Genomic DNA, 23,484 nt, shown 5'->3' on the forward strand with positions numbered 1-23,484 from the left:
TGGCCGTTGCCTTTGACTCCCACTCATCAAAGGTCCAGCCCAGGTGAAGACTTTTGCGCGGGAGGTGGAAGGTGCTTGAAGGCCACGGGAATGGTTCGGCGCATCGACGACCTCGGACGCATCGTCATCCCCAAGGAGATCCGCCGCACCCTCCGTATCCGGGAGAAGGACGCGCTGGAGATCTTCACCGACCGCGACGGTGAGGTGATCCTGAAGAAGTACTCTCCCATCGCCGACCTGGAGGACTTCGCCCAGGAGTACACCGACTCGCTCTTCGAGTCGACCGGGCACGTGGCGGTCATCGCCGATCGTGACGCCTACATCGCCGTCTCCGGCGCCTCCAAGCGGCAGCTCGTGGGCCGCTCGCTGCCGGATGAGATCGTCCAGCGGATGGAGGAGCGCCAGGTCTATCGCTCCGCCGACGACCAGCACCTGCCCGTCGAGGGGTTCGAGTCCGCCCACCAGGTCATGGTTCCCATCATCCACGAGGGCGATGTGGTGGGGGCGGTCTTCTTGTTCTCCAGGGAGAACCCCATGACGGACCTCGAGGTGAAGCTCTGCCGGACGGCCGCCGACTTCCTGGCGAAGCAGCTGGGGTGAGGAGCGCTCCGCGGCTGCCCCTGCGCCGGCTCAGAGGCCGGCCAGGTTCGGTTCCACCTTGGTGTAGCCCTGACCCTGTGCCCAGAGGTCCAGGGTTAGGGACGCGAGGTCGTCCGCGTCCGGAACGGCCAGGGCCTGGCGACGCAGGTCCGTGACCTTCAGGTACCCTCCGCACGTCCCACAGCAGTCAAGCCGCAGGTGCGGGAAGGCGTCGGCCTGGAAGTAGGTGCGCGCGCCGGCCCGCTCCTCCCCGCAGAGCGTGCAGACCAGCCGGGGATACCGCCATGGCTCGCCGCAGAGGGAGCAGATCAGGTGGAAGGCCCCCTCCTCGCGCCCCGTGTCCGAGAGCACCCCGACCAGCGGTGCGCTGCCGCACCGGGGGCAAACCCGGGCGGGATGAAGGTCGCCCGCCTCCGCCCCGGCGGTCGCCCCAGGGGTTCCCCCGCGCCCGTCCACCTCGCGCGCCGCGTAGGGTTGGAGGAAGCTCCGGGCCAGCAACCAGCGCCGTACCTCCTCATCGCCCCCCGGCGTCTCTCCCGTCAGGTACTGGGCGAGCAGGGCCTCCCGCACCTCGGCGGGTCCCGTCCTGAGGAGCCAGGCCACCTCCGCCATCGGTGCCGGGGCCGCCCGGCTCACCACGTCCAAGAGCCCCTCCAGCCGCCGAGCGGCCCCGTCGAGAGCGACCGTGCGGCGGTGGCGGCGGGCCTCCACCACCCCTGCCGGGGCCTCGGGCCGGGTGGCCAGGATCTGCTGGAAGCCCGCCACCTCCTGGTAGAAGGTCAGGACCGCCGCCGCTTCCGGGTGCCGCGCCGCGAGCTCAGTGGCGCGCCGGCGGCGTTGCTCCCACGCCCACCGGAGTCTCACGGGCCTCCACCTCCTGCAGCCAGCGTGCGTGGTGCACCTGGGCCCAGGTGCGGGGGATCCGCCCGTGGGTCATGGTCTGGAAGGTGCCCGGCAGCATCAAGGTGCCCATGTAGATGTGCAGGACGATGAGGGCCAGGTAGCCGGCCGCGGCCAGGCTGTGGAGCGGGTAGGCCCAGCGCATGAGCGCGCTGCCCCCGTAGGTGGCGGGGTCCCACATGAACCAGCCGGTCGCGAACTCCACCGCGCCCAGGAAGAGCACGATCCAGAAGAGGAGCTTCTGCCCTGCGTTGAACCGCCCCACGGGCGGCAACTCTCCCGGCCGGTGGGCCACGTAGGCGGAGACCCGCTTGAGCCACGCCCCATCCTCCCGGTTCAGGAGCATGGACCGAACCCACATCAGCCCCATGACCAGCAGCGACGCGGTGAAGACCACCCCGGCCCACGGGTGCAGGGCCCGGCTCGCGGGACCTCCCCCGAAGAGGGAGGTCAGCCAGAAGAGCGACGGATAGTAGAGCCCCAGCCCGGTAAGGGCCAGCACGACGAAGGAGAGCGCCACCACCCAATGGATCACTCGCTCGAAGAGGCTGAAGCGGATCATCCTCCCGCCCGCGGGCGGGAGGGGGGTCTTCTCGCCGGCACGCCGAGCGCTCATGAGCCGTCCTCCTCCTTCCGCTCCTCGGCCTCGGCCCAGTGGGGCCCAAAGGCCAGGTAGTGCAGCACCGTGCCCACCACGGAGAAGCCCATGAGCAACCCTCCGATCCGCTTGAGCAGCCCCTTCCACACCTGGAGCGAGCCGCCCACGGTGGGGTTTGCGGGCAGGCCGTATGCCTCCACCTGGTCGCCGTGGGGAAGCACGTAGAGCACGTGGGTGCCGCCCACCCCCTCGGGGTTGTAGAGGGCGGCGTTCCGGAAGCCCCGGTCGTGCAGCCGCTCCACCTGCCCGGTCCCTACCTGGACCATGTCATCCAGCGAGCCGAACTGGATCGCCCCGGTGGGGCAGGTCTTGGCGCATGCGGGTTCCAGGCCGTTGCTCACCCGGTCCACGCAGAGGTTGCACTTGTAGACCCGGCCGTTCCGCTGGCTGAGGCGCGGGATGTCAAAGGGGCAGCCGGTGATGCAGTAGCCGCACCCGATGCAGGCGTCCTGGTTGAAGTCGACGATGCCGTTGGCGTACTGCACGATGGCCCCCGGGGCCGGACAGGCCATGAGGCAGCCCGGCTCCTGGCAGTGCATGCACTGGTCCTTGAGGATGAGCCACCGCAGGTCGCCGTCGACCTCGACCTCGTTGAAGCGCATGAGCATCCACGTGTCGGCGCTCAGGTCCTGGTGACTCTGGTAGCTGCCGAAGTTGTGGGTCTCCTCGGGTGGGAGGTCGTTCCACTCCTTGCACGCCACCTCGCAGCCCTTGCAGCCGATGCAGCGGGAGACGTCGACCAGCTTCGCGACCTGGTCCAGCCGGCGCTGGTTCGGGGCGGGCGTGGGGGTGGCGGAGATCTGCTGCACCGAGAGGGTGTTCGCCATGACGCCGCCTCCTCACGCCTTCTCGACGTTCACCAGGAACCCCTTGAACTCGGGGCACTGGGTGTTGGGATCGCCCACGAAGGGCGTCAGGCTGTTGGCCATGGGCCCCTTCATCAAGCCCCGGAAGCCCCAGTGGAGCGGCATGCCTACCTGCCAAACCCGCCGGCCCTTCAGGTTCAGGGGGCGCAACCGCTTGGTGACCATGGCCACGCCCTCCACCTCGCCGCGGATCGAGCGCACCCGGACCCGCCCCCCGTTGACGATCCCCTTCTCCTGAGCGAGACCTTCCGGGATCTCCACGAAGAAGTCGGGCATGGCCTCCACAAGGTAGGGGACCCACGCGGTGACGAAGTGCTCGTGCTCGGTGAGCCGGTAGGTGGTGCAGACGATGGGGTACTCGTCCAGGTTGCCCCATCGGTCCAGGTCGCTCTTGAAGACCGGGGTGACTGGGTTGGTCTTCACGTTGGGATGGAGGAGGTTCTCGGTGGGCGACTCGAAGGGCTCGTAGTGCTCCGAGAGGGGACCGTCGGCCAGACCCGGCGAGTAGAGGCGCCCCACGCCCTCCTCGGTCATGATGAAGGCTCCCAAGCCCTGGGAGGGCGGCGAGGTGGGGCCGAAGTCCGGCACGTCGCCCACCCAGCGGCTGCCGTTCCACACGATGCCCGGCCGCCGGGGATCCCAGGGCCGCCCGCCGGCGTCTGCCGATGCCCGGTTGTAGAGGACCCGCCGGTTGAGCGGCCAGTTCCAGGCCCACTCGTGGAAGAAGCCCATCCCTGTGGGATCGCTCTGGCCTCGCCGGGCCATCATGTTGCCCGCCTCGGTCCAGCTCCCGCAGTAGAGCCAGTTCCCGCTCGTGGTGGTGCCGTCGTCGCGCATCTGGGCGAAGGAATCGAGCAGCCTGCCCGTGGTGAGGTCGTAGCCGTTGATCTCCCGGGCCAGCTCCTCCAGGGAGGGGTCCTCCGGCCGCAGGTAGTCGAAGGTGAGATCCACGATGGGGTCGGGAAACGCCCCACCCTCCTTTCGGTACAGCTCCTTCAGCTTCAGCATCAGGTTGGCCAGGATCCAGGTGTCCGAGCGGATGCCCGGGTGGATCGGCATGGCCTGGTGCTTCCACTGGGCCAAGCGGCCCGAGTTGGTGAAGGAGCCGCTCCGGTCGATCCAGTGGGTGGAGGGCAGGACGAAGACCTCGGTCTGGATGTCGGCCGCGTTCACGCCTGGAGCCTGCCAGAAGGAGGCGGTCTCGTTGTCGAAGGGGTCCACCACCACCAGCCACTTGAGCCGGCCCAGGGCCTGGATGAGTTTGGCGGTGTTGGGCCCGGCCAGCACCGGGTTGAAGCCGAAGCAGAGGAGCCCTTCCATCTTGCCCTCGTACATGCGGTCGAACATGCCCAGGTAGGTGGTGTTGGTGCCCTCGTCCATCTTGGGCAGGTAGGCGTAGGCGAAGTCGTTCTCCGGCGTGGCCGCCTGGCCCCACCACGTCTTGAGCTGGCTCACGAAGAACTTGGGGTAGTTGGACCAGTAGTTGACCGCATTGGGCGCGAGCGGCTTCGGCGTCGAGGCCGCGAGGTGCGCCTCCAGGCTCGTCTGGCTTGCGGTGGGCATCTTCAGGTATCCGGGCAGGCTGTTGGCCACCACCGCGTGGTCGGTGGCGCCCTGCACGTTGGCGTGCCCCCGCAGCGCGTTGATGCCGCCGCCGGGCCGCCCGATGTTCCCCAGGAGCAGCTGAAGGATGGCCGCCGTTCGGATGATCTGGGCCCCGTAGGTGTGCTGGGTCCAGCCCACCGCGTACATGATGGTACCCACCCGGTCGGCCCGGCCCGTGGAGCAGACGACGTCCGCGACCTTGAGGAACTCCTCCCGGCTGCAGCCGCAGATGTCGGCCACCACCTCGGGGGTGTAGCGGGCGTAGTGGGCCTTCAGGATCTGGAAGACCGATCGCGGGTCCTGCAGGGTGGGATCCCGGCGGGCGAAGCCCTGCTCGTCGGTCTCGTAGCGCCAGCTCGCCTTGTCGTACGTCGCCGTCGCGTCGTCGAAGCCGGAGAAGAGCCCGTCGGTGAACGAGAAGCCCTCCTGCACCAGGAAGGAGGCGTTGGTGTGCAGCCGCACGTACTCCTGGTGGTGGAGGTTGTTCTGGAGGGTATGGTTGATGAGTCCTCCCAGGAAGGCGATGTCGCTCCCGGCCCGGATGGGGGCGTAGAGGTCGGCCACCGCCGCGGTGCGGTTGAAGCGGGGATCGACCACCACCAGCTTGGCGCCCCCCTGCTGCGCCTCCACCGCCCACTTGAAGCCGCAGGGGTGGTTCTCCGCCGGATTGGCGCCCATCACCAGGATGACGTCGGCGTTCTTGATGTCCCGCCAGTGGTTGGTCATGGCGCCTCGCCCGAACGTAGCGGCCAAACTGGCCACCGTGGGCGAGTGTCAGATACGGGCCTGGTGATCCAGGTAGATGACGCCCAGGGAACGGACGGCCTTCACCAGCAGGTAGCAGTCCTCGTTGGCGGTGGTGGCGCTGCCCAGGGCGGCGATGCCGTCGGTCCGGTTGACCACCTGGCCGCGGGCGTTCCGCTCCACGAAGGTCCGGTCACGCGATTCCTTCACCCGCCGCGCGATCCGGTCCATGGCCTCGTCCCAGTCGAGTTCCTCCCAGCGGTCCGAGCCGGGCGCCCGGTAGCGGGGGTTCGCGACCCGGTCCCGGCTCACCGCGAGCTGCATGGCGCTCGCGCCCTTGGGGCACAAGGTGCCCGCGTTGATGGGCGAATCGGCATCGCCCTCGATGTGCGTCACCCGGGCCATGGTGTTGCGGGCGCCGGAGCCGAGGACGTGGGCGATCATGCCGCAACCCACCGCACAGTAGGGGCAGATGCTTCGCACCTCGGTGGTGCGGGCGATCTTCAGCTCACGAATGGATGCCTGAGCCGGCGTCACGTCGAAGCCGACCGCCGTTGCCGCGGCCGCACCCGCCGCCAGCTTCATGAAGCCGCGCCGGGTTACCTCCATGGAACCGTCACCCCCCCAAGGGTTCTGTGGGCTTCCGAGACTGAGGCGCCCGCCGACCGCGCCGTCACCAGCGGAGCACGGGCCTGGGAGAACGTAGCCATTTCTGACTATGCATAGTATCGAATCATCAGGCACGTGTCAAGGAAAAGGTGGCTGCACGCCGGCGTGCGGCGCAAGGCGCGCGGGGGATCGGTTCCGGTGCCCGAGCCCCGCGCTGGACAGGCAACGGAGTTCAGGCGGGGCTCCGGGCCGCCACGGCCACCCGGCGGGTGGCAGCGTGAGCGGGATCCAGCGTGAGGCAGTCGAAGAAGCGGGCCTCGCCGAGGCCCGCCCGGACCAGGGCCTCCTCGATCTCCTCCAGGGTATAGCCCCGCTCCAGGTGGACCTCCTCGATCCGCCGGTAGCCCCCCGCATCCTCCACGTAGAAGGAGAGCCGCACCCGGGCCAGCCGCCGCCCCGGCTCGTAGGTCTCCCGCATGAAGCTCACCAGATCCGGGTAGACCTCCACCACCTCTTCCCCGCCCCACCCAGACTGGAGCCCCCAAACGGTGTTCATGTCGAAGACGAGGACGCCGCCGGGCAGGAGGGCCTCCCGCACCCTTCGGAAGGTCTCGATGAGGTCGCTAGGTTCGAGGAGGTAGTTGAGCGCGTCGAAGAAGCAGGTCACGAGCCCATGGGGCCGTGGAGACCGGAAGGTGCGCATGTCGGCCAGGATCCAGTCGACGGCTCCCCCGGCACTGGAGGACGCGGTCGCCTTGTCCCGGGCAGCCTCCAGCATGGCCGCCGAGCCGTCGACGCCCGTCACCCGCCAGCCGCGCCGGGCCAGCTCCAGGGCGGCGGTGCCGGTGCCGCAGGCGAGATCCAGTGCGGACGGTTCGGGGGGTTCCCACCCCAGGTGCTCCAGGAGCCGGAGCGCGTAGGGCAGCATCTGGCGGCTGAAATCGGAGAAGCCCGCCCGGTCGTAGACCTGGGCGAACGCTCCGTACGGCGTGGACAGCCCCTCACCGGACCCAGGCATCGTCTGCCCGCCCCCGCGGGTCATGCGCCCAGCGGCTCGGCGGCCGGAGGGCGGAGCAGGTCGCGCACTCGGGCCCCCGGCAGCTTCTCTTCCCGCAGGAGCTCGACCGCGGCCCGGTCCATGAGAGGACGGTGGGCGGTGAGCACCTCGCGCACGTACCCTTCTCTCCCCTTGAGGATCCGCACGGTCTCCTGGTGCAGGTGGTCCTCAGGCAACGTCTCCTCGCTGACGATGCCCAGCGACGACATGCCTGCCAGGATCATCCGCCGGGCCAGCCCCACGGCCTGCTCGAAGTCCCCCATGGCTCCCGTGCTCCGGCTGCCGAAGAAGAGCTCCTCGGCCACCGCGCCCCCGAGACAGACGTCGATCTGGTGCTCCAGCTCCTCCTGGGTGTACAGGTAGGGATCGTCCTCGGGGGTCTGGCGCATGTAGCCCAGGGCCTGCCCGCGCGGGGAGAGGGTGACGGTGCTCACCGATCCGGGGCGGCCCAGCTCGCTCACGAAGGCGTGGCCCGTCTCGTGGTAGGCCACCCGCCGGCGCTCCGCCTCGCTCGGGCGGCGATCGAGCTTCTCACCCATGAGCACCTTGTCGACCGCTTCCCTCAGGTGTCGCCCGCCGATCTGGCGGTCGCCCTGACGCATGGCCAGGATGGCTGCCTCGTTCAGCAGGCTCTCCAGGTGCGCGCCCGAGAACCCGTAGGTCTCCCGTGCCAGCTCGTCCAGGTCCACGTCGGGCGCCAGAGGCTTCCCCTGGGCATGGATCTCGAGGATGTGCCGGCGCCCCTCCTTGTCGGGCAGGTCCACCCGCACCGTGCGGTCGAAGCGGCCGGGGCGGAGGAGGGCGCTGTCCAGCAGGTCCGGCCGGTTGGTGGCGCCGATGACCAGGAGGCGCACGCGCTCGGAGGGAGCGATGCCGTCCATCTGCACCAGGAGCTCGTTCAGGGTCTGATCGTACTCCAGGTGGCTCGCGTGCTTGCCCCGCTTGCCCCCCAGGACCTCCATCTCGTCGATGAAGATGATCGCGCTGGAGCGCCCCTCCTGCTCGGCCTGCCGGCGGGCCTGGTTGAAGATGTGCCGGATCCGCTGGGCGCCCACCCCGGCGTACATCTCGACGAACTGGCTCCCGGACGCGGCCAGGAAGACCGATTGCGTGTAGCTGGCCGCGGCCCTGGCCATCAGCGTCTTTCCCGTGCCGGGCGGGCCCACCAGCAGGATGCCCTTCAAGGGCCGGATGCCCAGATGGGCCGCCTCGTCGCTCTTGCGCAGGAAATCCAGCGCCTCCTTGAGCTCCCGCTTGGCCACCTGCTGGCCGCCGATCGCATCGAAGTCGATGGGCCTCAGGCTTCCTGCGCTCCCCGACCCCGTGGTTGCGAAGGAGCGCCCTCCCATCAGGCGGCCCTGGGCCATGAGGTAGAGCATGGTCAGGATGGCCGCGAGAATAAGGAAAGGAACGACCTGGCTCACCCCTTGCAGGCCCAGGAAGACCACCGCTGCCAGGCCGAGCCCGGCCCCGATCTCCTTCTTCATGCTCCACCCCTCCCCGCTCCGGCGTTCCCGTCCGCGCCCGCCGGGTTCGCGACCCGGCGGCCGATCACCTCATACAGATACCCGTCACCCTTCTCCAGGGTCACGTAGATGCGGGAGGCATCCACGAAGAGCCTGGCCTCCACCCCGCTGGCCGCCGCCAGCTCCTCCACCCGCTGGCGCATGGCCTCGAGCCGGCCGGTGGCCGCGCCCTCCTGGAGGGCGAACTGCATCGAATCCAGCGCCGAGACCAGCTCCGCGGTCCGGCGGTCCTCCAGCTCCACCACCGTCCGCACGCCCAGCCTCAGCTCCACCCGCTCGCGGATCGCCTCGTAGAGGTCCGGCAGCCGGACCCCCGGCGCGAGCCGCACCTTCACCTGGTAGGCGCCGTCGGCGGCCGCCTCCAGGGCCACGTCCTCCACGCCGTCCAGCGAGGCGATCTCCGAGGCCAGAGGCGCCTCCACCTGCCGGTGGACGTAGAGGTACTGACCGCCGAAGGCGGCTGCCAGAGCCAGACCGAAGACCACCAGGACCACGTGGAGTCGCATTCCAAACAGCTTCACCGGCAACGTCCCCTCGACCCGCCCGGGCGCTCGGAGCGGCTCTTGCGCGCCTCCGGTTCAGAGCACGCCGTCATGATACCACGCGACCCCAGAGCTTCCCAAGGGGCGAGGCCTGCCACCCCTGGCAGCCGCTGGGCGCGACGCGGCACGACGACCGCTACCCCGGGCAGGAGAATGAAGCCCATGAAGCGAACAGACGTGGGGCCGATCCGGTCGGACGGGGTCGTGTTGCACCCAGGACCTATTCTAGCACAGGGCTGCGGGCGGCGACAGGATCGAATGACAAACCCGCTAGCCATGGGCTTTCACGGGCGCACCGCGGGTTGACACCCCCCAGGGCCGGTTCTATAATGAAGCAGGTCGTTACGATCTTCACTTTTCATACCCTTGGCGTGCAGGACCCCGAGGAGGCGGTCGCAAGAGGATGGCGCAGAGCTACCTGGAGGTAGGCATCTTCGCACTGGTCGCGGTGGCCTTCGTCGCCATCACGCTGGGCATCGGTTCCCTGCTCCGGCCGAAGCATCCTTACGCCAACAAGCTCTCCACGTATGAGTGCGGCGAGGAGCCCGTCGGCGAGGGGCAGATCCGGTTCCACATCCGCTACTACGTCTTCGCCCTGGTCTTCCTGGTCTTCGACGTGGAGATCATCTTCCTCTATCCCTGGGCCGTGGTCTTCGCGGACCTGGGCCTCTTCGCGCTGGTGGAGATGCTGGTCTTCATCGCCCTCCTCGTCGTGGGCCTGGTCTACGCCTGGAGAAAGAAGGTGCTCCGTTGGGTATGAGCCCTCTGGTCCACCCGGAGGACCCCGACATCAACCAGCCGGGCAACACCGGCGTGCTCACCACCAGCCTTCGCAAGATCCTCAACTGGAGCCGGAAGTCCTCCCTCTGGTACATGACCTTCGGCATCGCCTGCTGCGCCATCGAGATGATGGCCACCGGCGCCTCCCGGTATGACCTCGACCGCTTCGGCATGATCTTCCGGGCGTCGCCGCGCCAGTCGGACCTGATGATCGTCTCCGGCACCGTCAACGAGAAACTGGCGGACCGCATCGTGAACCTGTACGACCAGATGGCCGAGCCGCGCTACGTGATCGCCATGGGCGCCTGCGCGACCAACGGCGGGCCGTACCACGACCTCTACAACGTGGTGAACGGCGTCCACGAGATCGTTCCCGTGGACGTCTACGTGCCCGGTTGCCCCCCGCGCCCGGAGGCCCTGATCCACGGGCTGCTCCAGCTCCAGGAGAAGATCCTGCACGAAGGGCTGCCCGCTGCCCGGGTCTCCTGAAGGTCCGGAGGAGCGGACGGCACGGGAACACCAGACACGAACGAGGGGCGGAGACGACGTGGCCGACGAGGAGAAGGACCAGCAGGCAAAGGACGGCAAGCCAGAGCAGCCGGAGCCCGGACGGCGGGGCGGCCGCCGGGCGCGGCCCGAGGGCACCCGTCCGGCACGGGCCCAGGGAACGCCCGGAGACGCTGCCGGCGCCGAGGCCCCCAAGGCCGAAGGGCCCGCCCGCCCGGCCCGGGACGGGGCGGTCGAGCACGGCCATGCTCGGCCGGCGCGCAAGGAGGAGGCCCCGGGGCCCCAGGACGACGCCCCCGAGCTCCCGGAGCCCCTGGCCCGGGCGCTGGCGCGGATCCAGGCCCGCTTTCCGGACCTGAAGGCCCGGGGGCGGCGCGACCTCTGGCTCGAGGTCGAGGTGGAGCCCGGCCGGCTGGTGGAGGTAGCCACCTACCTGCGGGACGATCCAGAGCTCCGCTTCGACTACCTGGCCATGCTGAGCGGCGTGGATCGGCTGGAAGAGGGCTTTGAGGTGGTGGACCACCTCACCTCGCTGGAGAAGGGGCTGCGCCTGATCCTGCGCACCCGCGTCCCCCGCAGTGAGCCGGTCTGCCCCAGCGTGACGGGGGTCTGGCCCGGGGCCGACTGGCATGAGCGCGAGACCTACGATCTCATGGGGGTCCGTTTCGAGGGTCACCCGGACCTGCGGCGTATCCTGCTGCGGGAGGACTGGGAGGGCCACCCTCTGCGCAAGGATTACGTGGACCGCCGGCCTCCGCGGCGGATCCAGGTGAAGGCGGACTGGCAGCGGAAAGCGTAGGGCGCGGCCCGTTACGCACGACGTTTGTCTGGGGGAGGAATCGGTCTTGGCGACCATCAGCCCGCCGGCCCAGGCACCCAGCATCCAGGTGGTGCCCGACCGGACGGATCGCTCGCGATCCGAGCTCCTGGTGAGCATGGGCCCGCAGCACCCCAGCACCCACGGGGTGCTCCGCTTGAAGGCCCGCATCGACGGCGAGCGCATCGTCGACGTCGACCCCGACGTCGGCTACCTCCACCGGTGCTTCGAGAAGCACTCGGAGGAGCTCACCTACCCCATGGTGGTGCCCTACACCGACCGGTGCGACTACCTGGCGGGGATCAACAACGAGCTCACCTACGCGCTGGCGGTGGAGAAGCTCCTGGGGCTGGAGATCCCGCCCCGGGCCCAGTACATCCGGGTGATCACCTCCGAGCTCCAGCGGATCGCAAGCCACCTGATCGCCTTCGGCACCTTCAGCATGGACCTGGGGGCGACCACCGCCTTCCTCTACTGCTGGCGCGAGCGGGAGACCATCATCGACCTGCTCGAGGAGATCTCGGGCGCCCGCATGCTCTTCCACTACGTGCGCATCGGCGGCGTGCGCAACGACGTCTCGGACGACTGGCTCCGCCGGGTGCGGGCCTTCATCGACGACTTCCAGCGCGACAAGCTGCCCGAGTACCACCAGCTCATCACGGGAAACCGGATCTTCGTCCACCGGACCAAGGGCATCGCCGTCCTGAGCCCGGAGGACGCGATCGCCTGGGGCGCGGCGGGCCCGGTGCTTCGGGCGTCGAAGGTGCCTTTCGACCTGAGGAAGGCCGAGCCCTACAACGGCATCGAGCGCTACGACTTCCAGGTGCCCGTGGGCGAGACCGGCGACGTCTTCGACCGGTACATGATCCGGATGATCGAGATGGACGAGAGCGCCAAGATCATCCGCCAGGCCCTGGACGGCATCGAGGCGGGCGAGGTCATGGCCACCCTGCCCCGGCGCTGGAAGGTGCAGGGCGAGACCTACGTGCGCACCGAGGGCCCCAAGGGTGAGGTGGGCTGCTACCTCATCGCCGACGGCAGCGACAAGCCGTACCGGCTCCGGTGGCGGGCGCCCTCCTTCGTCCACCTGCAGCTCATTCCATTGATCAGCAGGAACCACCTCATCGCCGACCTGGTCGCGGTCATCGGCAGCCTCGACCCGGTCTTCGGCGAGGTCGACCGCTGAGGCGGGCCCAAAACCTCGGGAAAGAGGGAGACGCGTGCAGATCGAGCAATCGTTGGTCCAATGGGTCGCCGGGTTGTACGCGGCCGGTCTCGGCTGGTGGACGGGCCTTGGGATCCCCGGGTGGGTCTGGGTCGCGCTCATGGCGATCCTGAAGGCGGCCGGAGTGCTGGTCTTCATCCTCCTCAACGTCCTCTTCCTCATCTGGCTCGAGCGGAAGGTCGCCGGACACATCCAGCGGAGGCCGGGGCCCATGCACAACGGGCCCCACGGGGCGCTCCAGACCCTGGCCGACGCCGTGAAGCTCATCATCAAAGAGGACATCATCCCCTCGGGGGCCGACAAGTGGGTCTTCATCATGGCACCCTTCGTCATGATCGCGCCGGCCCTGATGATCTGGGTGGTGATGCCCTTCGGGCCCCAGATCATCGGCAGGGACCTGAACATCGGCATCCTTTACGTGAGCGCTGTGAGCAGCTTCGCGATCCTCGCACTGATGATGGCGGGTTGGTCGTCGAACAACAAGTGGTCCACCCTGGGGGCCATGCGCTCCGCGGCCCAGATGATCAGCTACGAGATCCCCCTGGGCCTGGCTCTGGTGGCCATCGGCATGGTGGCGGGGACCCTGAGCCTGGAAGGGATCGTGGAGGCTCAGCGAAGCAGCACCTGGTTCTTGATCCTGCAACCGCTGGGTTTCCTCGTCTTCATCGTGGCGGCCACGGCGGAGATCAACCGGTCCCCCTTCAACCTGCCCGAGGCCGAGTCCGAGCTGGTGGCCGGGTTCAACACCGAGTACAGCGGCTTCCGCTGGGGCGTCTTCTTCGTGGCCGAGTACGCCAACCTGCTGGCCACCTCCGGGATCGCCGCCACCCTCTTCCTGGGCGGCTGGTCGGGGCCGGCCTTCCTCCCCCCCTTCGTCTGGTGGCTCCTGAAGACGTACCTCTTCGTCTTCATCATCATGTGGGTGGGCTGGACGGTGCCCCGGATCCGGGTGGACCAGCTCATGGAGCTGGGCTGGAAGTTCCTGATCCCGGTGGGGCTCGCGAACATTGCGCTGACCGGTGTCTATGTGATATTGACCTGATGGGGAACCCGGAATCCGCCGGTGTTCCGTACGGGTCTGGAAGGGAGCGTGAGAGCATGGCTTCGGCAGGAGCCTTCTTCGACTCGGCCTGGAGCATCCTGAAGGGGATGGGGGTCACCCTGAAGGAGATGGTGCGCCCCACCGTCACCGAGTACTATCCTTACGAGCGGCCCAACCTGCCTTCGGGCGCCCGCGGCATCCCCGTGCTGCTCTCGGACGAGGAGGCCAACCTGAAGTGCGTGGCCTGTGAGCTGTGCGCCAAGATCTGCCCGGTGCAGATCATCGAGATCGTCTACCACCGGGGCGAGGGCGAGAAGGGCAAGAAGGTGCTGGACGAGTTCAACCTGGACGCAAGCCGGTGCATGCTTTGCGGGCTCTGTGCCGAGGTCTGCCCCTTCGAGGCCATCGCGATGTCGGACGTCTACGAGATGGCCACCGACGACCCGACCCGCTTCATCTACGACAAGGTGCGCCTGGGTGAGCTGGGGCGCAAGCAGACCACGCCCATCACCCACTTCGGCGTCAAGACCACGTACGCCGGCACCGCTCCCCGCGGCAGGACCGTTCCGCTCGACGAGACGCTGGAGCGGGGCACCACCCCGCAGCCAGCCGCTGAAAGGACGGCGGTCGCCCCGTGAGCCTGGACCTCCTGGCCTTCATCGCGCTCGGGCTCGTGACACTGATCGCGGCCTACCTGGTCGTGGCGAGCGACAACCTGATGCATGCCGCACTCTTCCTGGGGCTCAGCTTCGTGGGGGTCGCGGGCATCTACCTGATCCTGGGGGCCGAGTTCCTGGCTGCGGCCCAGATCCTCATCTACGTGGGCGCCATCACCACCCTGATCGTCTTCGGCATCATGCTCTCGGACCTGCGGGACATCCGGGGCGGCGAGCGACGGGTCTGGGCGCGCGTCTGGCAGAACCTGGTCTCCTTCCGCCGGGGCGCGCTGCCGCTGCTGGTGAGCGCCGGGTTTGCGATCCTGATGCTGCTGGTCTACCGGCAGGGTGCCTGGCCGGCGGAGCCTCCGGCCGCCTCCGGGGCTAACCTCGGCACCGTGGGGAATCTCCTCTTCAGCGAGTACGCGATTCCCTTCGAGATCGCCTCGGTGGTGCTCCTGGTGGCCCTCATCGGTGCGGTGGCCCTCTCTCGCCGTGACGAGGCCGAGACCCCCCCCGTGCCGGCGCCCCACGACGGCTCACCGGCATCCGCCCGAAAGGAGGATGCCTGATGGTTCCCCTGCCCTACGTGCTCGGCCTCGGCGCGCTCCTCTTCTCGCTGGGCCTTTACGGCGCGCTCACCCAGCGGAACGCGGTGCGGATCCTCATGTCGATCGAGATCATGCTCAACTCGGTGAACCTGAACCTGGTGGGGTTCGCGCGCCACCTGGAACCCGAGAGGCCTGGCGGCCAGCTCTTCGCCATCTTCGTAATGACGGTGGCGGCCGCTGAGGCGGCGGTGGGGTTGGCGATCATCCTGGTCATCGCCAACCAGCGGGACGACATCGACATCGACAAGATCAACCTCTTGAAGTGGTAGGTGACGCAGATGGTTCATCTGGCGTGGCTGGTCCCGCTCCTGCCCCTGCTGGCCTGGCTCTACGTCGGCCTGCCGAACCACCGCGACCCTTCCCGCTACGACCGGGTGGGGATCGGGGCGGTGGGGGTCGCGTTCCTTCTGAGCCTGGGGGTCCTCTGGGACGTGGCCCAGGGGGGTAGGGCGGCCGCTTCGCTGACGTGGGCGGTCCACGGCTCCACGGTGGTGCGGGTGGGCTACCAGGTCGACCCGCTCACCGCGCTGATGCTGGTGGTGGTCACCCTGGTCAGCCTCATGGTCCAGCTCTACTCCCTGGGGTACATGCACGGCGACCGGCGGTACAAGCGGTACTATGCGGTCCTCTCCCTCTTCACCTTCGCCATGCTCGGCCTGGTGATGGCGGACAACCTGCTGCTCCTCTACATCTTCTGGGAGCTGGTGGGCCTCTCGTCGTACCTGCTCATCGGGCACTGGTATGAGGACCCGAACAACGCCCGGGCCGCCAACAAGGCCTTCCTCACCACCCGGGCCGGCGATGTGGGCATGTTCATCGGCATCATGCTCCTCTTCACCCAGGCGGGCACCTTCCAGTTCACGGAGCTGGGCGAGATGGCCCAGGCAGGGCTGATCCCCACCGGCGTGCTCACCCTGGGCGCCGTCCTCCTCTTCGCGGGCGCCGTGGGCAAGTCGGCCCAGTTCCCGCTCCACGTCTGGCTGCCCGACGCGATGGCGGGCCCCACGCCCGTCAGCGCCCTGATTCACGCGGCCACCATGGTGGCGGCCGGCGTCTACCTGGTGGGCCGGGCCTTCCCCATCTTCGAGCCCTCGGCCACGGCCATGCTCACGGTGGCCTGGATCGGCGGCTTCACCGCCATCTTCGCGGCCACCATCGCCCTGGTGCAGGCGGACATCAAGAAGGTGCTCGCCTACTCCACCGTGAGCCAGCTGGGGTACATGATGTTGGGGCTCGGCCTGGGCGGCTACACCGCCGGCCTCTTCCACCTGACCACCCACGCCTTCTTCAAGGCGCTTCTCTTCCTGGCCTCAGGCTCGGTGATCCACGCGGTGGAGACCCAGGACATGCACCAGATGGGCGGCCTGATGAAGAAGCTGCCGGTGACCGCGTGGACCTGGATCATCGGCTCCGCGGCCCTGGCCGGAATCCCGCCCCTGGCGGGCTTCTGGAGCAAGGACGAGATCCTGCTCACCGCCTTCTACGCCCACCCCACCCTCTTCTGGATCGGGGTGGCGGCCGCGGCCATGACCGCCTTCTACATCACCCGCGCCACCTGGCTCACCTTCTTCGGAGCCCCCAGGGATGCCCACCGCTTCGAGCACGCGCACGAGTCGCCCGCGGTGATGACGGTGCCGCTGGTGGTCCTGGCGGTGCTCGCGGCCACCTCGGGGCTCCTGGGCGCGCCCCAGCTGGGGGCGCCCTTCGCCCGGTTCATCCACTTCGGAGAGGCCCACCACCTGGAGGCGTCGAGCCTGGTCACCTGGAGCGTCACGGGCGCCTGGCTCCTGGGGCTCCTGGTGGCCCTGGCGATCTACGCCGGGCGGCTGGTCTCCCGGGAGCGGATCATCGCCCTGATCCAGCCGGTCTACGCCCTGCTCAAGCACCGGTACTACGTCGACGAGGCGTACGACTACCTCTTCGTCAAGGGGACCATCCTCGTCGCCTACCTGGTGGGTTGGATCGACCGCACGATCGTGGACGGCATCGTCAACGGCGTGGCGGCGCTCACCCGGTGGTTCGCGGGTGCGACGGGCCTCTTCGACCAGGAAGTGGTGGACGGCGCCGTCAACGGCGTGGCCGAGACGGTCTCCGTCGGTTCCCGAACGTTCCGGAGGGCCCAGACCGGCCTCCTGCAATCGTACGTGCTGGCCATCTTCGTCACCGTCGTCATCGGCCTGGCGATCTTCGTGATAGGGGGATAACCGTCGATGCTCACTGCCCTGGTCTTCGCGCCCCTGCTGGGCGCCCTGGTCATCCTGTTCCTGAACAAGGAGAACAAGCAGCAGATCCGCCGGACGGCCCTGCTCTTCTCCTTGATCCCGCTGGTCCTCGTGGCCCTCATGGCGCTCAGGTACCAGTACGGGGCCACGGGGATGCAGTTCGTGGAGCGCTACGAGTGGATCCCGAGCATCGGGGTGAGCTACTACCTGGGCACCGACGGGATCAGCTTCCCCATGCTCGCGGTGACCGCCCTGGTCTCCACCCTGGCCATCCTCACCTCGTTCACCATCGAGCAGCGGGTGAAGGAGTTCTTCGCCCTCTTCCTCCTGCTCGAGACGGGCATGCTGGGGGTCTTCGTGGCGCTGGACTACTTCCTGTTCTACATCTTCTGGGAAGTGGTGCTGGTGCCCATGTACTTCCTCATCGGCATCTGGGGTGGCCCGAACCGGCAGTACGCCTCGATCAAGTTCTTCATCTACACGCTGGCGGGCAGCGTGGTGATGCTGGTGGGGATCCTGGCCCTCTACTTCTCCAGCGGGCTGGGGACCTTCGACATGCTGGCCATCGCCGAGCGGGGCGGCTTCGACCCCACCTTCCAGGTGTGGGTCTTCCTGGCCCTCTTCTTCGGCTTCGCCGTGAAGGTGCCGATCTTCCCCTTCCACACCTGGCTGCCTGACGCCCACGTGGAGGCGCCCACGGGAGGCTCCATGGTGCTGGCGGGCGTGCTGCTGAAGATGGGGACCTACGGCTTCTTCCGGATCGCGGTGCCCACCCTGCCCGATGCGGCGGCCCAGTTCGCCCTGCCCCTCGCGGTGCTGGGCGTGATCAACATCGTCTACGGGGCGCTCGCGGCCATGGCACAGCCGGACATGAAGAAGATGGTCGCCTACTCCTCCGTCAGCCACATGGGCTTCGTGATCCTGGGCGTCGCGGCGGGGGTGGCGGGCGGCAGCGAGATGGCCATGAACGGGGCGCTCTTCGTCATGGTCTCCCACGGGATCATCTCGCCGCTCATGTTCTTCCTGGTGGGCTCGGCGCTCTACGACCGCGCCCACACCCGGATGATGCCCGAGATGGGCGGCATGTGGACCCAGCTTCCGATCATCGGCACCATCCTGGCCTTCGGCGCCTTCGCCAACCTGGGCCTGCCCGGGCTCTCGGGCTTCGCCGGCGAGTTCTTCACCTTCGTGGGGAGCTTCCCCATCTTCACCACCCTGGTGATCGTCGGCAGCCTGGGACTGATCCTCACCGCCGGCTACCACCTCTGGATGATGCAGCGGGTGCTCCTGGGCGAGCCCAAGGGAAGCCACCACCCCATGCCCGACATCACCGGGCGGGAGCTGGCGGTGAGCGTGCCCCTGATGCTCGCCACCGCGGCCCTGGGCATCTTCCCGCCGATGCTGCTGAACGTGCTCAACCCGGCGGTGGTCTCGCTGGTGAACCAGGTCCAGCTCGCGCTGGGGGGGCTTTGATCGATGCCCGCGTCCATGAACCTTCCGCTCCTGCTGCCTGAGCTGGTGCTGGTGGCCACCGGGATCGCCCTGGTGCTCATCGACCTCTTCACCGAGCAGAAGAGGGTGCTGGCCCACGTGGGGCTGGTCGGGGTGCTCGCCACCCTGGCCGCCCTGGTGCCGGGCTTGGGGGAGAGCAGGTCCATCTGGTCCGACATGATCCAGGTGGACGGCTTCGCCACCTTCTTCAAGGTCGTCTTCCTCTCGGTGGCGGCGCTGGTGCTGCTGGTCTCCCTGGAGTACGTGGAGCGGGAGCGGATCCAGGCGGGCGAGTTCTACGCGCTGGTGCTCTTCGCAACCCTGGGCATGTTCTTCATGGCCGGCTCCCTCAACCTGCTCACCATCTACCTGGGGCTCGAGCTCCTCTCCATCTCCAGCTACGTGCTGGCCGGAACGCTGAAACGGGACCCGCGCTCGGTGGAGGCCTCGATCAAGTACTTCCTCATCGGGGCCATCACCTCGTCGGTGCTCCTCTTCGGCATCTCCCTGGTCTACGGGGTGACGGGGAGCACCTACCTGCCCCGGGTGGCCGAGGTGCTGGCGGCGGGGACAGGCACGCAGCCCGTCCTGCTGGCCGGGATGCTCTTCTTGCTGGTGGGTTTCGCCTTCAAGGTGGCGGCCTTCCCCTTCCACATGTGGGCGCCCGACACCTACGACGGCTCCCCCACCCCCATCTCCGCCTTCCTCATCACCGGCAGCGAGGCGGCGGGGTTCGCGGCGCTGTTGCGGATCTTCACCGTGGGGCTGCCGGGTCTCTCGGACCAGTGGGCCTGGATCTTCGCGGTGCTGGCGGTCCTCACCATGACCTACGGGAACGTGACCGCCATCGTCCAGACCAAGATCAAGCGCCTCATGGCCTACTCGGCCATCGCCCAGGCGGGCTACGTGCTGGTGGGGCTGGCGGTGGCCACCGGCCAGGGCGCGGCGGCCATGCTCTACTACCTGCTGGTCTACGCCTTCATGACCGTGGGCGCCTTCGGCGTCATCATCCTGCTCACCAACAACGGCGAGGGGGAGGAGATCGCCGACTTCCGGGGCCTTGGGCAACGCTCGCCCGTCTTCGCCTGGGCGCTGGTGATCTACTTCCTCTCCCTCATCGGCATCCCGCCCACTGCCGGCTTCTTCGGCAAGCTGGGCCTCTTCAACGCGGCCATCGCGGCCGACATGACCTGGCTCGCGGTGGTAATGGTGATCAACAGCGTCCTCTCAGCACCTTACTACTTCGGCGTGATCCGGTCCATGTTCCTGGAGGAGGCCGAGGAGGCAAGGCCGCTTCGGGCGCCGGCCAGCCTCACCTGGGCCATGGGGATCACCGTGCTGGTCACCCTGGCCCTGGGGCTCCTGCCCGAGCAGGTCTACGCCTGGGTGCAGACGGTGGCGGGGAGTCTCTGAGGGGAGTTGGCCTCTCAGGGACCGCCTCCCTCCGAACGCGGAATCGCAAGGCCACGGCCCCCGTCGGCGCGAGCTGCCGGGGGCTCGGTGCTGTACGGTCCCCCGCCTCACGCGGCGAACGGGTTCCGAACGGTGACGGGACCGTATTGCTGGCCTGACGGTGGAGGGCATCGTGGCTCCAGAGCACCCTCCTTCCATGAAGCCCCAGGTCGAGACGACCACCGTGGCTCCGCAGGGGGGAGCCTGGCTGACCGGCTGTCCGTCCCAGGTGCGTTCCACAGCGTCAGTCTTTCCCCTCCGCCTCGGGCGCGCAGCACAGCTCACCTTCGCCGCCTTCCAGGGAGGTCTTGAGGCTGCCGAGCACCTGGTCCCACGCCGCCTCGTGCCATTGCCGAGCGCGGCTCCAGCCCTCTCCGTCCCCCCATCCCCCGTGCGTTACGTGCACTCGCGTTCCCGAAGGCTCCGCCTCCAGGCGAACCAGGACCTGGGTCAGCGCATCGCCGTGGTTCATCACCTCCGCCAGATGGTCTGGACCCCGCCAGGTGAACCCCAGCATCCGCATGGGCTCCAGGGCCGTCACCGTGCAGCCCTTAGTGGAGTCGTGGTCGTGGTCCGTAGGGTTCCAGAAGAGCTCGAAAGCCCCGTCCACGTGGGGCTCGATGCGGGCCTCCGGCGCAAACCAGCGGGTGATCCGCTCGGGGCCGGTCCACGCCCACCACACCCACTCCAGCGGGGCGGCGATCGTGAGCTCCCGTTCAATGGGCTCCATATGGATACCTCCAGGTCGGGATTCGCATGGTGATGGGGGCTGGACGCTATCCCCCCGCCAGCGCCCCCACGATGTGCATCTCGCCCTCGTCCGGCAGGTGGGCGTCAAGATCCGTCCACCGCTCGCCGTCCACGAAGAGGAGGACGTAGGGCCGGAGCACGCCCGGTCGCTCGCAGAGCCTGTCCATGATGCCCGGCTGCTCGCGCTCCAGGCCCTCGAGGGCCTCCATGGGGGTGGAAGCCTCCACGTCCACGGTCGCGGGCCGCCCGTAGAGCTCCACGAGCCCCCGCGGCAGGTGGACCCGGATCACGACCAGACCGCCACCCCGACCGAATTGATGGGCGGCAGGAGGTCCGCGATCAACTGCCAGTGATCTCCCTCATCGGTGCTCGCGAAGAGCTGGCCCGTGGTGGTCCCCACGTAGACGCCCACGGGATCGAGGCGGTCGGTGGCCATGCCCTCCCGGCGCACGACCACGTAGGCATCCTGGGGAAAGCCGTTGTCGCGACGCTCCCAGGTGCCGCCCCCGTCGCGGGTGCGCCAGACGGCCGGCCGGCCCTCCGGGGCGAAACGCTGGGTGTCGGCGGTCAGGGGGAAGACGTAGGCCGTCTCCGGGTCCCTGGGGTGAAGGGCCAGGGGAAAACCGTACTTGGATGGAAGCCCCTCCTGGATGACCCACCACGTCTCGCCGCCGTCGTCGCTCCGGTAGACCCCCGTGTGGTTCTGCTGGTAGACCCTGCGGGGCCTGGCGGGGTGCGCCAGGATCTTGTGGACGCACTGCCCCGTCGCCCCGGTGACGTCGGGATACGCGGACTGCACGCCCCCATTGATCGGCTCCCAGTGGGCCCCGCCGTCCACCGTCCGGTAGGCGCCGCCGGCGGAGATGCCGACGTAGACGCGGCTCGGGTCGAACGGCTCGAAGGTGATGCTGTGGAGGCAGAGACCCCCGCCGCCCGGCTCCCACTGGGCCGCCGTCGGGTGCGCTCGAAGCGCCGGCACCTCCTGCCAGGTGACGCCCTGGTCCTGGCTCCGGAAGAGACCCGCCGCCTCGACCCCTGCGTAGAGGACGCTCGGTTCTCCCTCAGGGCCTGGCTCCACGTGCCAGACCCGGCTCAGCTTGGAGGACTTCGCGCCGGGCGACTCGTTCCCCGCCTGCCCGTCGGGGTAGGCCAGCCCACGGCTCGAGTGCTCCCAGGTGGTCCCCCGGTCCCGGCTCCAGGCCACCATCCCCCCGAAGTCCCAGGTGTTGACGGCCGCGTACAGGCTTCCGTCCCGCGGGTCCTGGACGGTGTGATAGAACTCCCACCCCGGAAGGACGGGACCTTCCAGCTTCCACTCCCTGCGTCGTTCGTCCGAGCGCAGCAGGAATCCGCCCTTGTACGTCCCGAGCAGAAGTGCGACCTCCATGGCACGTCTCCTTTCCCTGGCCTTCGACCCTGGCGAATCAGTGGCTGGTTGAGCTCCGTGCACGACGTGGCCGGATCAGGGTTCGACCCCGGGCCGGGGACGCAGCTTGAGTGGTGCGAGGAAACCGGACCGGCGGGGGCCATGCCCCGACCAGTGCCTTGGCGGCCCGACGTCTTCGTCTCTTCCATGCTACCGAGCTTCCCCGCGCACAGGCGCCGCCCCACGTTCTGGAATGATCTGGGAGCCCCGCTGCCGCCCATCGGGCAGGAAGACCTCGAACCAGCGCCCTGTGAACCGGGCGGCCGTGTCGTCGTCGCGGAGGGTGATGGCCAGGGACTCCAACTCCGCGCCGTCCCGGACCGAGACGGGCCCGAATCCGCCGTCCGCGAAAGCGGTGGCCATGTCGCCAGGGTAGCGCATCCGCTCAGAGCAGTAGCAGGCCAGGATGTAGTGCTCGCCGGGCGGCACCTGCAGGGTGAAGGGACCAGGCCGCGGCAGCGCCGCCCAGGCTGCCGGATAGGTGTCCGGGAAGGGCCGGGGGAAGGCGCCCACGTAGATCACCAGTCCCCGGCGACGCCCTTCGTAGACCACGCTTCCCCGAAGGAGGGTGCTGGCTACCGGTGCGCCGCCCACAACCACCCCCATCGGAAGCTGTACCGGCTCCGCACCCTGGAGGGCACGGGCCCGCCGGCGAAAGGGGGCGGGGGCGATCCCGAGGTAACGCGCGAAGAGCCGGTGGAGGTGCGAGGGCGAGTCGTACCCCACCTCCAGGGCAACCTCCAGCACGCTCCGCTCCGTTTCGATCAAGAGCTCCTTGGCCCGTTCGGTTCGGAAGCGCGCCCGGTACTCCTGGGGGCTGAAACCCGTCGCCCGCTTGAAGAGGGTCGCGAGGTAGTGGCGGGTGAGGTGGACCTCGCGGCAGAGCCCGTCCAGGGTGACAGCTTCACCCGGCGCGGACAGCCGCCGCTGGACGTGGCGCACGACCTCCCACTGCTCCTCCGTGAGCAGCGGCTGCTGGGCGGGCATGTAGGTGAGGTCGGCCCAGAGAGGGCTCGCGTCGATCGGGTGCGCCCCTCCCCGGTCCGGGTCCACCGGACGCCCGTGCCCGTAGGGCCCCCCGAAGCTCCCCCAGGCCGTCGCCTCCGGGAAGCGCTGCTCCTCCGGCCGCCACGAGGGACAGGCCACCGCGTGGAGGTACCAGCGTCCGGGAGGAACCTGCTCCAACAGGAAGGAGCCCGGGGCGGGCAGGAGCTGCCACGCTACCGGATCCCCGCCGATGCGGTGACCGGCGAAGGCTCCCACGTAGAGGACGCCGCCCGTCCAGGGAGCGTCGACCCACACCCTGCCCTCGATCGCGTGCACGCGCGGTCCACCTCCGCACCCATGTTCGTCTCTGGGTTCGACAGAAACCGCGCGTATCCTTGTCGGTAATGATTC

General features: G+C 68.7%; 23 protein-coding genes. 12 read left to right on the forward strand and 11 right to left on the reverse strand.

Features of this window, described 5'->3' with window-relative positions:
- Positions 1-75 precede the first annotated feature (75 nt).
- Entirely contained in the window at positions 76-600 is a 525-nt protein-coding gene (locus LIP_RS20020; RefSeq protein ID WP_068136814.1) for a stage V sporulation T C-terminal domain-containing protein, read from the forward strand.
- Between the two features lie 30 nt (positions 601-630).
- Here LIP_RS20020 and LIP_RS08430 read toward each other — a convergent pair whose 3' ends face one another.
- The 7 genes from LIP_RS08430 to LIP_RS08465 form a co-directional block, all read right to left on the reverse strand.
- A complete protein-coding gene (locus LIP_RS08430; protein ID WP_068136817.1) occupies positions 631-1,464 on the reverse strand; it encodes a formate dehydrogenase accessory protein FdhE domain-containing protein in 834 nt (277 codons plus the stop codon).
- On the reverse strand, positions 1,418-2,116 hold the full coding sequence (locus LIP_RS08435; protein WP_068136820.1) for a formate dehydrogenase subunit gamma: 699 nt from the start codon (positions 2,114-2,116) through the stop codon (positions 1,418-1,420). The genes LIP_RS08430 and LIP_RS08435 overlap by 47 nt, the downstream gene beginning before the upstream one ends.
- Positions 2,113-2,985 carry a formate dehydrogenase subunit beta gene (gene fdxH / locus LIP_RS08440; protein ID WP_068136823.1) on the reverse strand — a complete coding sequence of 291 codons (873 nt, stop codon included), beginning with the start codon at positions 2,983-2,985 and terminating at the stop codon, positions 2,113-2,115. The genes LIP_RS08435 and fdxH overlap by 4 nt, the downstream gene beginning before the upstream one ends.
- A 12-nt stretch (positions 2,986-2,997) precedes the next feature.
- Complete coding sequence (gene fdnG / locus LIP_RS08445; RefSeq protein WP_144440396.1) at positions 2,998-5,982, reverse strand: formate dehydrogenase-N subunit alpha; 2,985 nt, start codon at positions 5,980-5,982, stop codon at positions 2,998-3,000.
- A gap of 232 nt (positions 5,983-6,214) precedes the next feature.
- Entirely contained in the window at positions 6,215-7,000 is a 786-nt protein-coding gene (locus LIP_RS19205; RefSeq protein ID WP_068136828.1) for a class I SAM-dependent DNA methyltransferase, read from the reverse strand.
- 20 nt (positions 7,001-7,020) lie between these two features.
- Positions 7,021-8,526 carry an AAA family ATPase gene (locus LIP_RS08460; RefSeq protein WP_068136830.1) on the reverse strand — a complete coding sequence of 502 codons (1,506 nt, stop codon included), beginning with the start codon at positions 8,524-8,526 and terminating at the stop codon, positions 7,021-7,023.
- A complete protein-coding gene (locus tag LIP_RS08465; RefSeq protein ID WP_144440397.1) occupies positions 8,523-9,086 on the reverse strand; it encodes a hypothetical protein in 564 nt (187 codons plus the stop codon). The genes LIP_RS08460 and LIP_RS08465 overlap by 4 nt, the downstream gene beginning before the upstream one ends.
- A 424-nt stretch (positions 9,087-9,510) precedes the next feature.
- On the opposite strand from LIP_RS08465, the gene LIP_RS08470 reads away from it, so the two are divergent.
- The 11 genes from LIP_RS08470 to LIP_RS08520 are packed head-to-tail and all read left to right on the forward strand — an operon-like array spanning position 9,511 to position 19,871.
- Positions 9,511-9,867 (forward strand): NADH-quinone oxidoreductase subunit A, encoded by a 357-nt coding sequence (locus tag LIP_RS08470; RefSeq protein WP_068136837.1) that lies wholly within the window; start codon positions 9,511-9,513, stop codon positions 9,865-9,867.
- Entirely contained in the window at positions 9,864-10,376 is a 513-nt protein-coding gene (locus tag LIP_RS08475; protein WP_068136838.1) for an NADH-quinone oxidoreductase subunit B, read from the forward strand. Before LIP_RS08470 ends, LIP_RS08475 begins: the two co-directional genes overlap by 4 nt.
- 58 nt (positions 10,377-10,434) lie before the next feature.
- On the forward strand, positions 10,435-11,193 hold the full coding sequence (locus LIP_RS18510; RefSeq protein ID WP_068136841.1) for an NADH-quinone oxidoreductase subunit C: 759 nt from the start codon (positions 10,435-10,437) through the stop codon (positions 11,191-11,193).
- A gap of 46 nt (positions 11,194-11,239) precedes the next feature.
- Entirely contained in the window at positions 11,240-12,397 is a 1,158-nt protein-coding gene (locus LIP_RS08485) for an NADH-quinone oxidoreductase subunit D (protein ID WP_082726052.1), read from the forward strand.
- A gap of 34 nt (positions 12,398-12,431) precedes the next feature.
- Entirely contained in the window at positions 12,432-13,478 is a 1,047-nt protein-coding gene (gene nuoH, locus LIP_RS08490; RefSeq protein WP_198409466.1) for an NADH-quinone oxidoreductase subunit NuoH, read from the forward strand.
- 56 nt (positions 13,479-13,534) lie between these two features.
- Entirely contained in the window at positions 13,535-14,116 is a 582-nt protein-coding gene (locus LIP_RS08495; protein ID WP_068136842.1) for a NuoI/complex I 23 kDa subunit family protein, read from the forward strand.
- On the forward strand, positions 14,113-14,706 hold the full coding sequence (locus LIP_RS08500) for an NADH-quinone oxidoreductase subunit J family protein (protein ID WP_068136846.1): 594 nt from the start codon (positions 14,113-14,115) through the stop codon (positions 14,704-14,706). Before LIP_RS08495 ends, LIP_RS08500 begins: the two co-directional genes overlap by 4 nt.
- Complete coding sequence (gene nuoK / locus LIP_RS08505) at positions 14,703-15,014, forward strand: NADH-quinone oxidoreductase subunit NuoK (RefSeq protein ID WP_068136848.1); 312 nt, start codon at positions 14,703-14,705, stop codon at positions 15,012-15,014. The genes LIP_RS08500 and nuoK overlap by 4 nt, the downstream gene beginning before the upstream one ends.
- A 9-nt stretch (positions 15,015-15,023) precedes the next feature.
- Entirely contained in the window at positions 15,024-16,949 is a 1,926-nt protein-coding gene (nuoL, locus tag LIP_RS08510; RefSeq protein WP_068141791.1) for an NADH-quinone oxidoreductase subunit L, read from the forward strand.
- A gap of 6 nt (positions 16,950-16,955) precedes the next feature.
- A complete protein-coding gene (locus LIP_RS08515; protein ID WP_068136851.1) occupies positions 16,956-18,440 on the forward strand; it encodes a complex I subunit 4 family protein in 1,485 nt (494 codons plus the stop codon).
- A 3-nt stretch (positions 18,441-18,443) separates the two neighbouring features.
- Positions 18,444-19,871, forward strand: coding sequence for an NADH-quinone oxidoreductase subunit N (locus LIP_RS08520; RefSeq protein ID WP_068136856.1), 1,428 nt, complete (start codon positions 18,444-18,446; stop codon positions 19,869-19,871).
- 283 nt (positions 19,872-20,154) lie between these two features.
- Here LIP_RS08520 and LIP_RS08525 read toward each other — a convergent pair whose 3' ends face one another.
- The 4 genes from LIP_RS08525 to LIP_RS08540 all read right to left on the reverse strand — a co-directional run bounded on the left by LIP_RS08525 (position 20,155) and on the right by LIP_RS08540 (position 23,409).
- Complete coding sequence (locus LIP_RS08525) at positions 20,155-20,640, reverse strand: SRPBCC family protein (protein ID WP_068136858.1); 486 nt, start codon at positions 20,638-20,640, stop codon at positions 20,155-20,157.
- A 46-nt stretch (positions 20,641-20,686) separates the two neighbouring features.
- The gene (locus tag LIP_RS08530) at positions 20,687-20,950 is read right to left on the reverse strand and encodes a ubiquitin family protein (RefSeq protein ID WP_068136861.1); all 264 of its coding nucleotides are present in this window, start codon (positions 20,948-20,950) and stop codon (positions 20,687-20,689) included.
- Entirely contained in the window at positions 20,947-22,047 is a 1,101-nt protein-coding gene (locus LIP_RS08535) for a WD40/YVTN/BNR-like repeat-containing protein (RefSeq protein ID WP_068136863.1), read from the reverse strand. The genes LIP_RS08530 and LIP_RS08535 overlap by 4 nt, the downstream gene beginning before the upstream one ends.
- A 189-nt stretch (positions 22,048-22,236) precedes the next feature.
- Entirely contained in the window at positions 22,237-23,409 is a 1,173-nt protein-coding gene (locus LIP_RS08540) for a helix-turn-helix domain-containing protein (protein WP_068136867.1), read from the reverse strand.
- Positions 23,410-23,484 lie beyond the last annotated feature (75 nt).

The organism is Limnochorda pilosa (genome assembly GCF_001544015.1).
In the GTDB taxonomy this organism is placed as follows: domain Bacteria; phylum Bacillota; class Limnochordia; order Limnochordales; family Limnochordaceae; genus Limnochorda; species Limnochorda pilosa.

Excerpts from the sequence above, each read along its gene's own strand:
- nuoL (WP_068141791.1), top strand. The coding sequence starts at position 15,024 with ATGGTTCATCTGGCGTGGCTGGTCCCGCTCCTGCCCCTGCTGGCCTGG.
- LIP_RS08520 (WP_068136856.1), top strand. The coding sequence starts at position 18,444 with ATGCCCGCGTCCATGAACCTTCCGCTCCTGCTGCCTGAGCTGGTGCTG.
- LIP_RS08495 (WP_068136842.1), top strand. The coding sequence starts at position 13,535 with ATGGCTTCGGCAGGAGCCTTCTTCGACTCGGCCTGGAGCATCCTGAAG.
- LIP_RS08525 (WP_068136858.1), bottom strand. The coding sequence starts at position 20,640 with ATGGAGCCCATTGAACGGGAGCTCACGATCGCCGCCCCGCTGGAGTGG.
- LIP_RS08515 (WP_068136851.1), top strand. The coding sequence starts at position 16,956 with ATGCTCACTGCCCTGGTCTTCGCGCCCCTGCTGGGCGCCCTGGTCATC.
- LIP_RS19205 (WP_068136828.1), bottom strand. The coding sequence starts at position 7,000 with ATGCCTGGGTCCGGTGAGGGGCTGTCCACGCCGTACGGAGCGTTCGCC.
- LIP_RS08435 (WP_068136820.1), bottom strand. The coding sequence starts at position 2,116 with ATGAGCGCTCGGCGTGCCGGCGAGAAGACCCCCCTCCCGCCCGCGGGC.
- LIP_RS08460 (WP_068136830.1), bottom strand. The coding sequence starts at position 8,526 with ATGAAGAAGGAGATCGGGGCCGGGCTCGGCCTGGCAGCGGTGGTCTTC.
- fdxH (WP_068136823.1), bottom strand. The coding sequence starts at position 2,985 with ATGGCGAACACCCTCTCGGTGCAGCAGATCTCCGCCACCCCCACGCCC.
- LIP_RS08535 (WP_068136863.1), bottom strand. The coding sequence starts at position 22,047 with ATGGAGGTCGCACTTCTGCTCGGGACGTACAAGGGCGGATTCCTGCTG.
- LIP_RS08470 (WP_068136837.1), top strand. The coding sequence starts at position 9,511 with ATGGCGCAGAGCTACCTGGAGGTAGGCATCTTCGCACTGGTCGCGGTG.
- LIP_RS08475 (WP_068136838.1), top strand. The coding sequence starts at position 9,864 with ATGAGCCCTCTGGTCCACCCGGAGGACCCCGACATCAACCAGCCGGGC.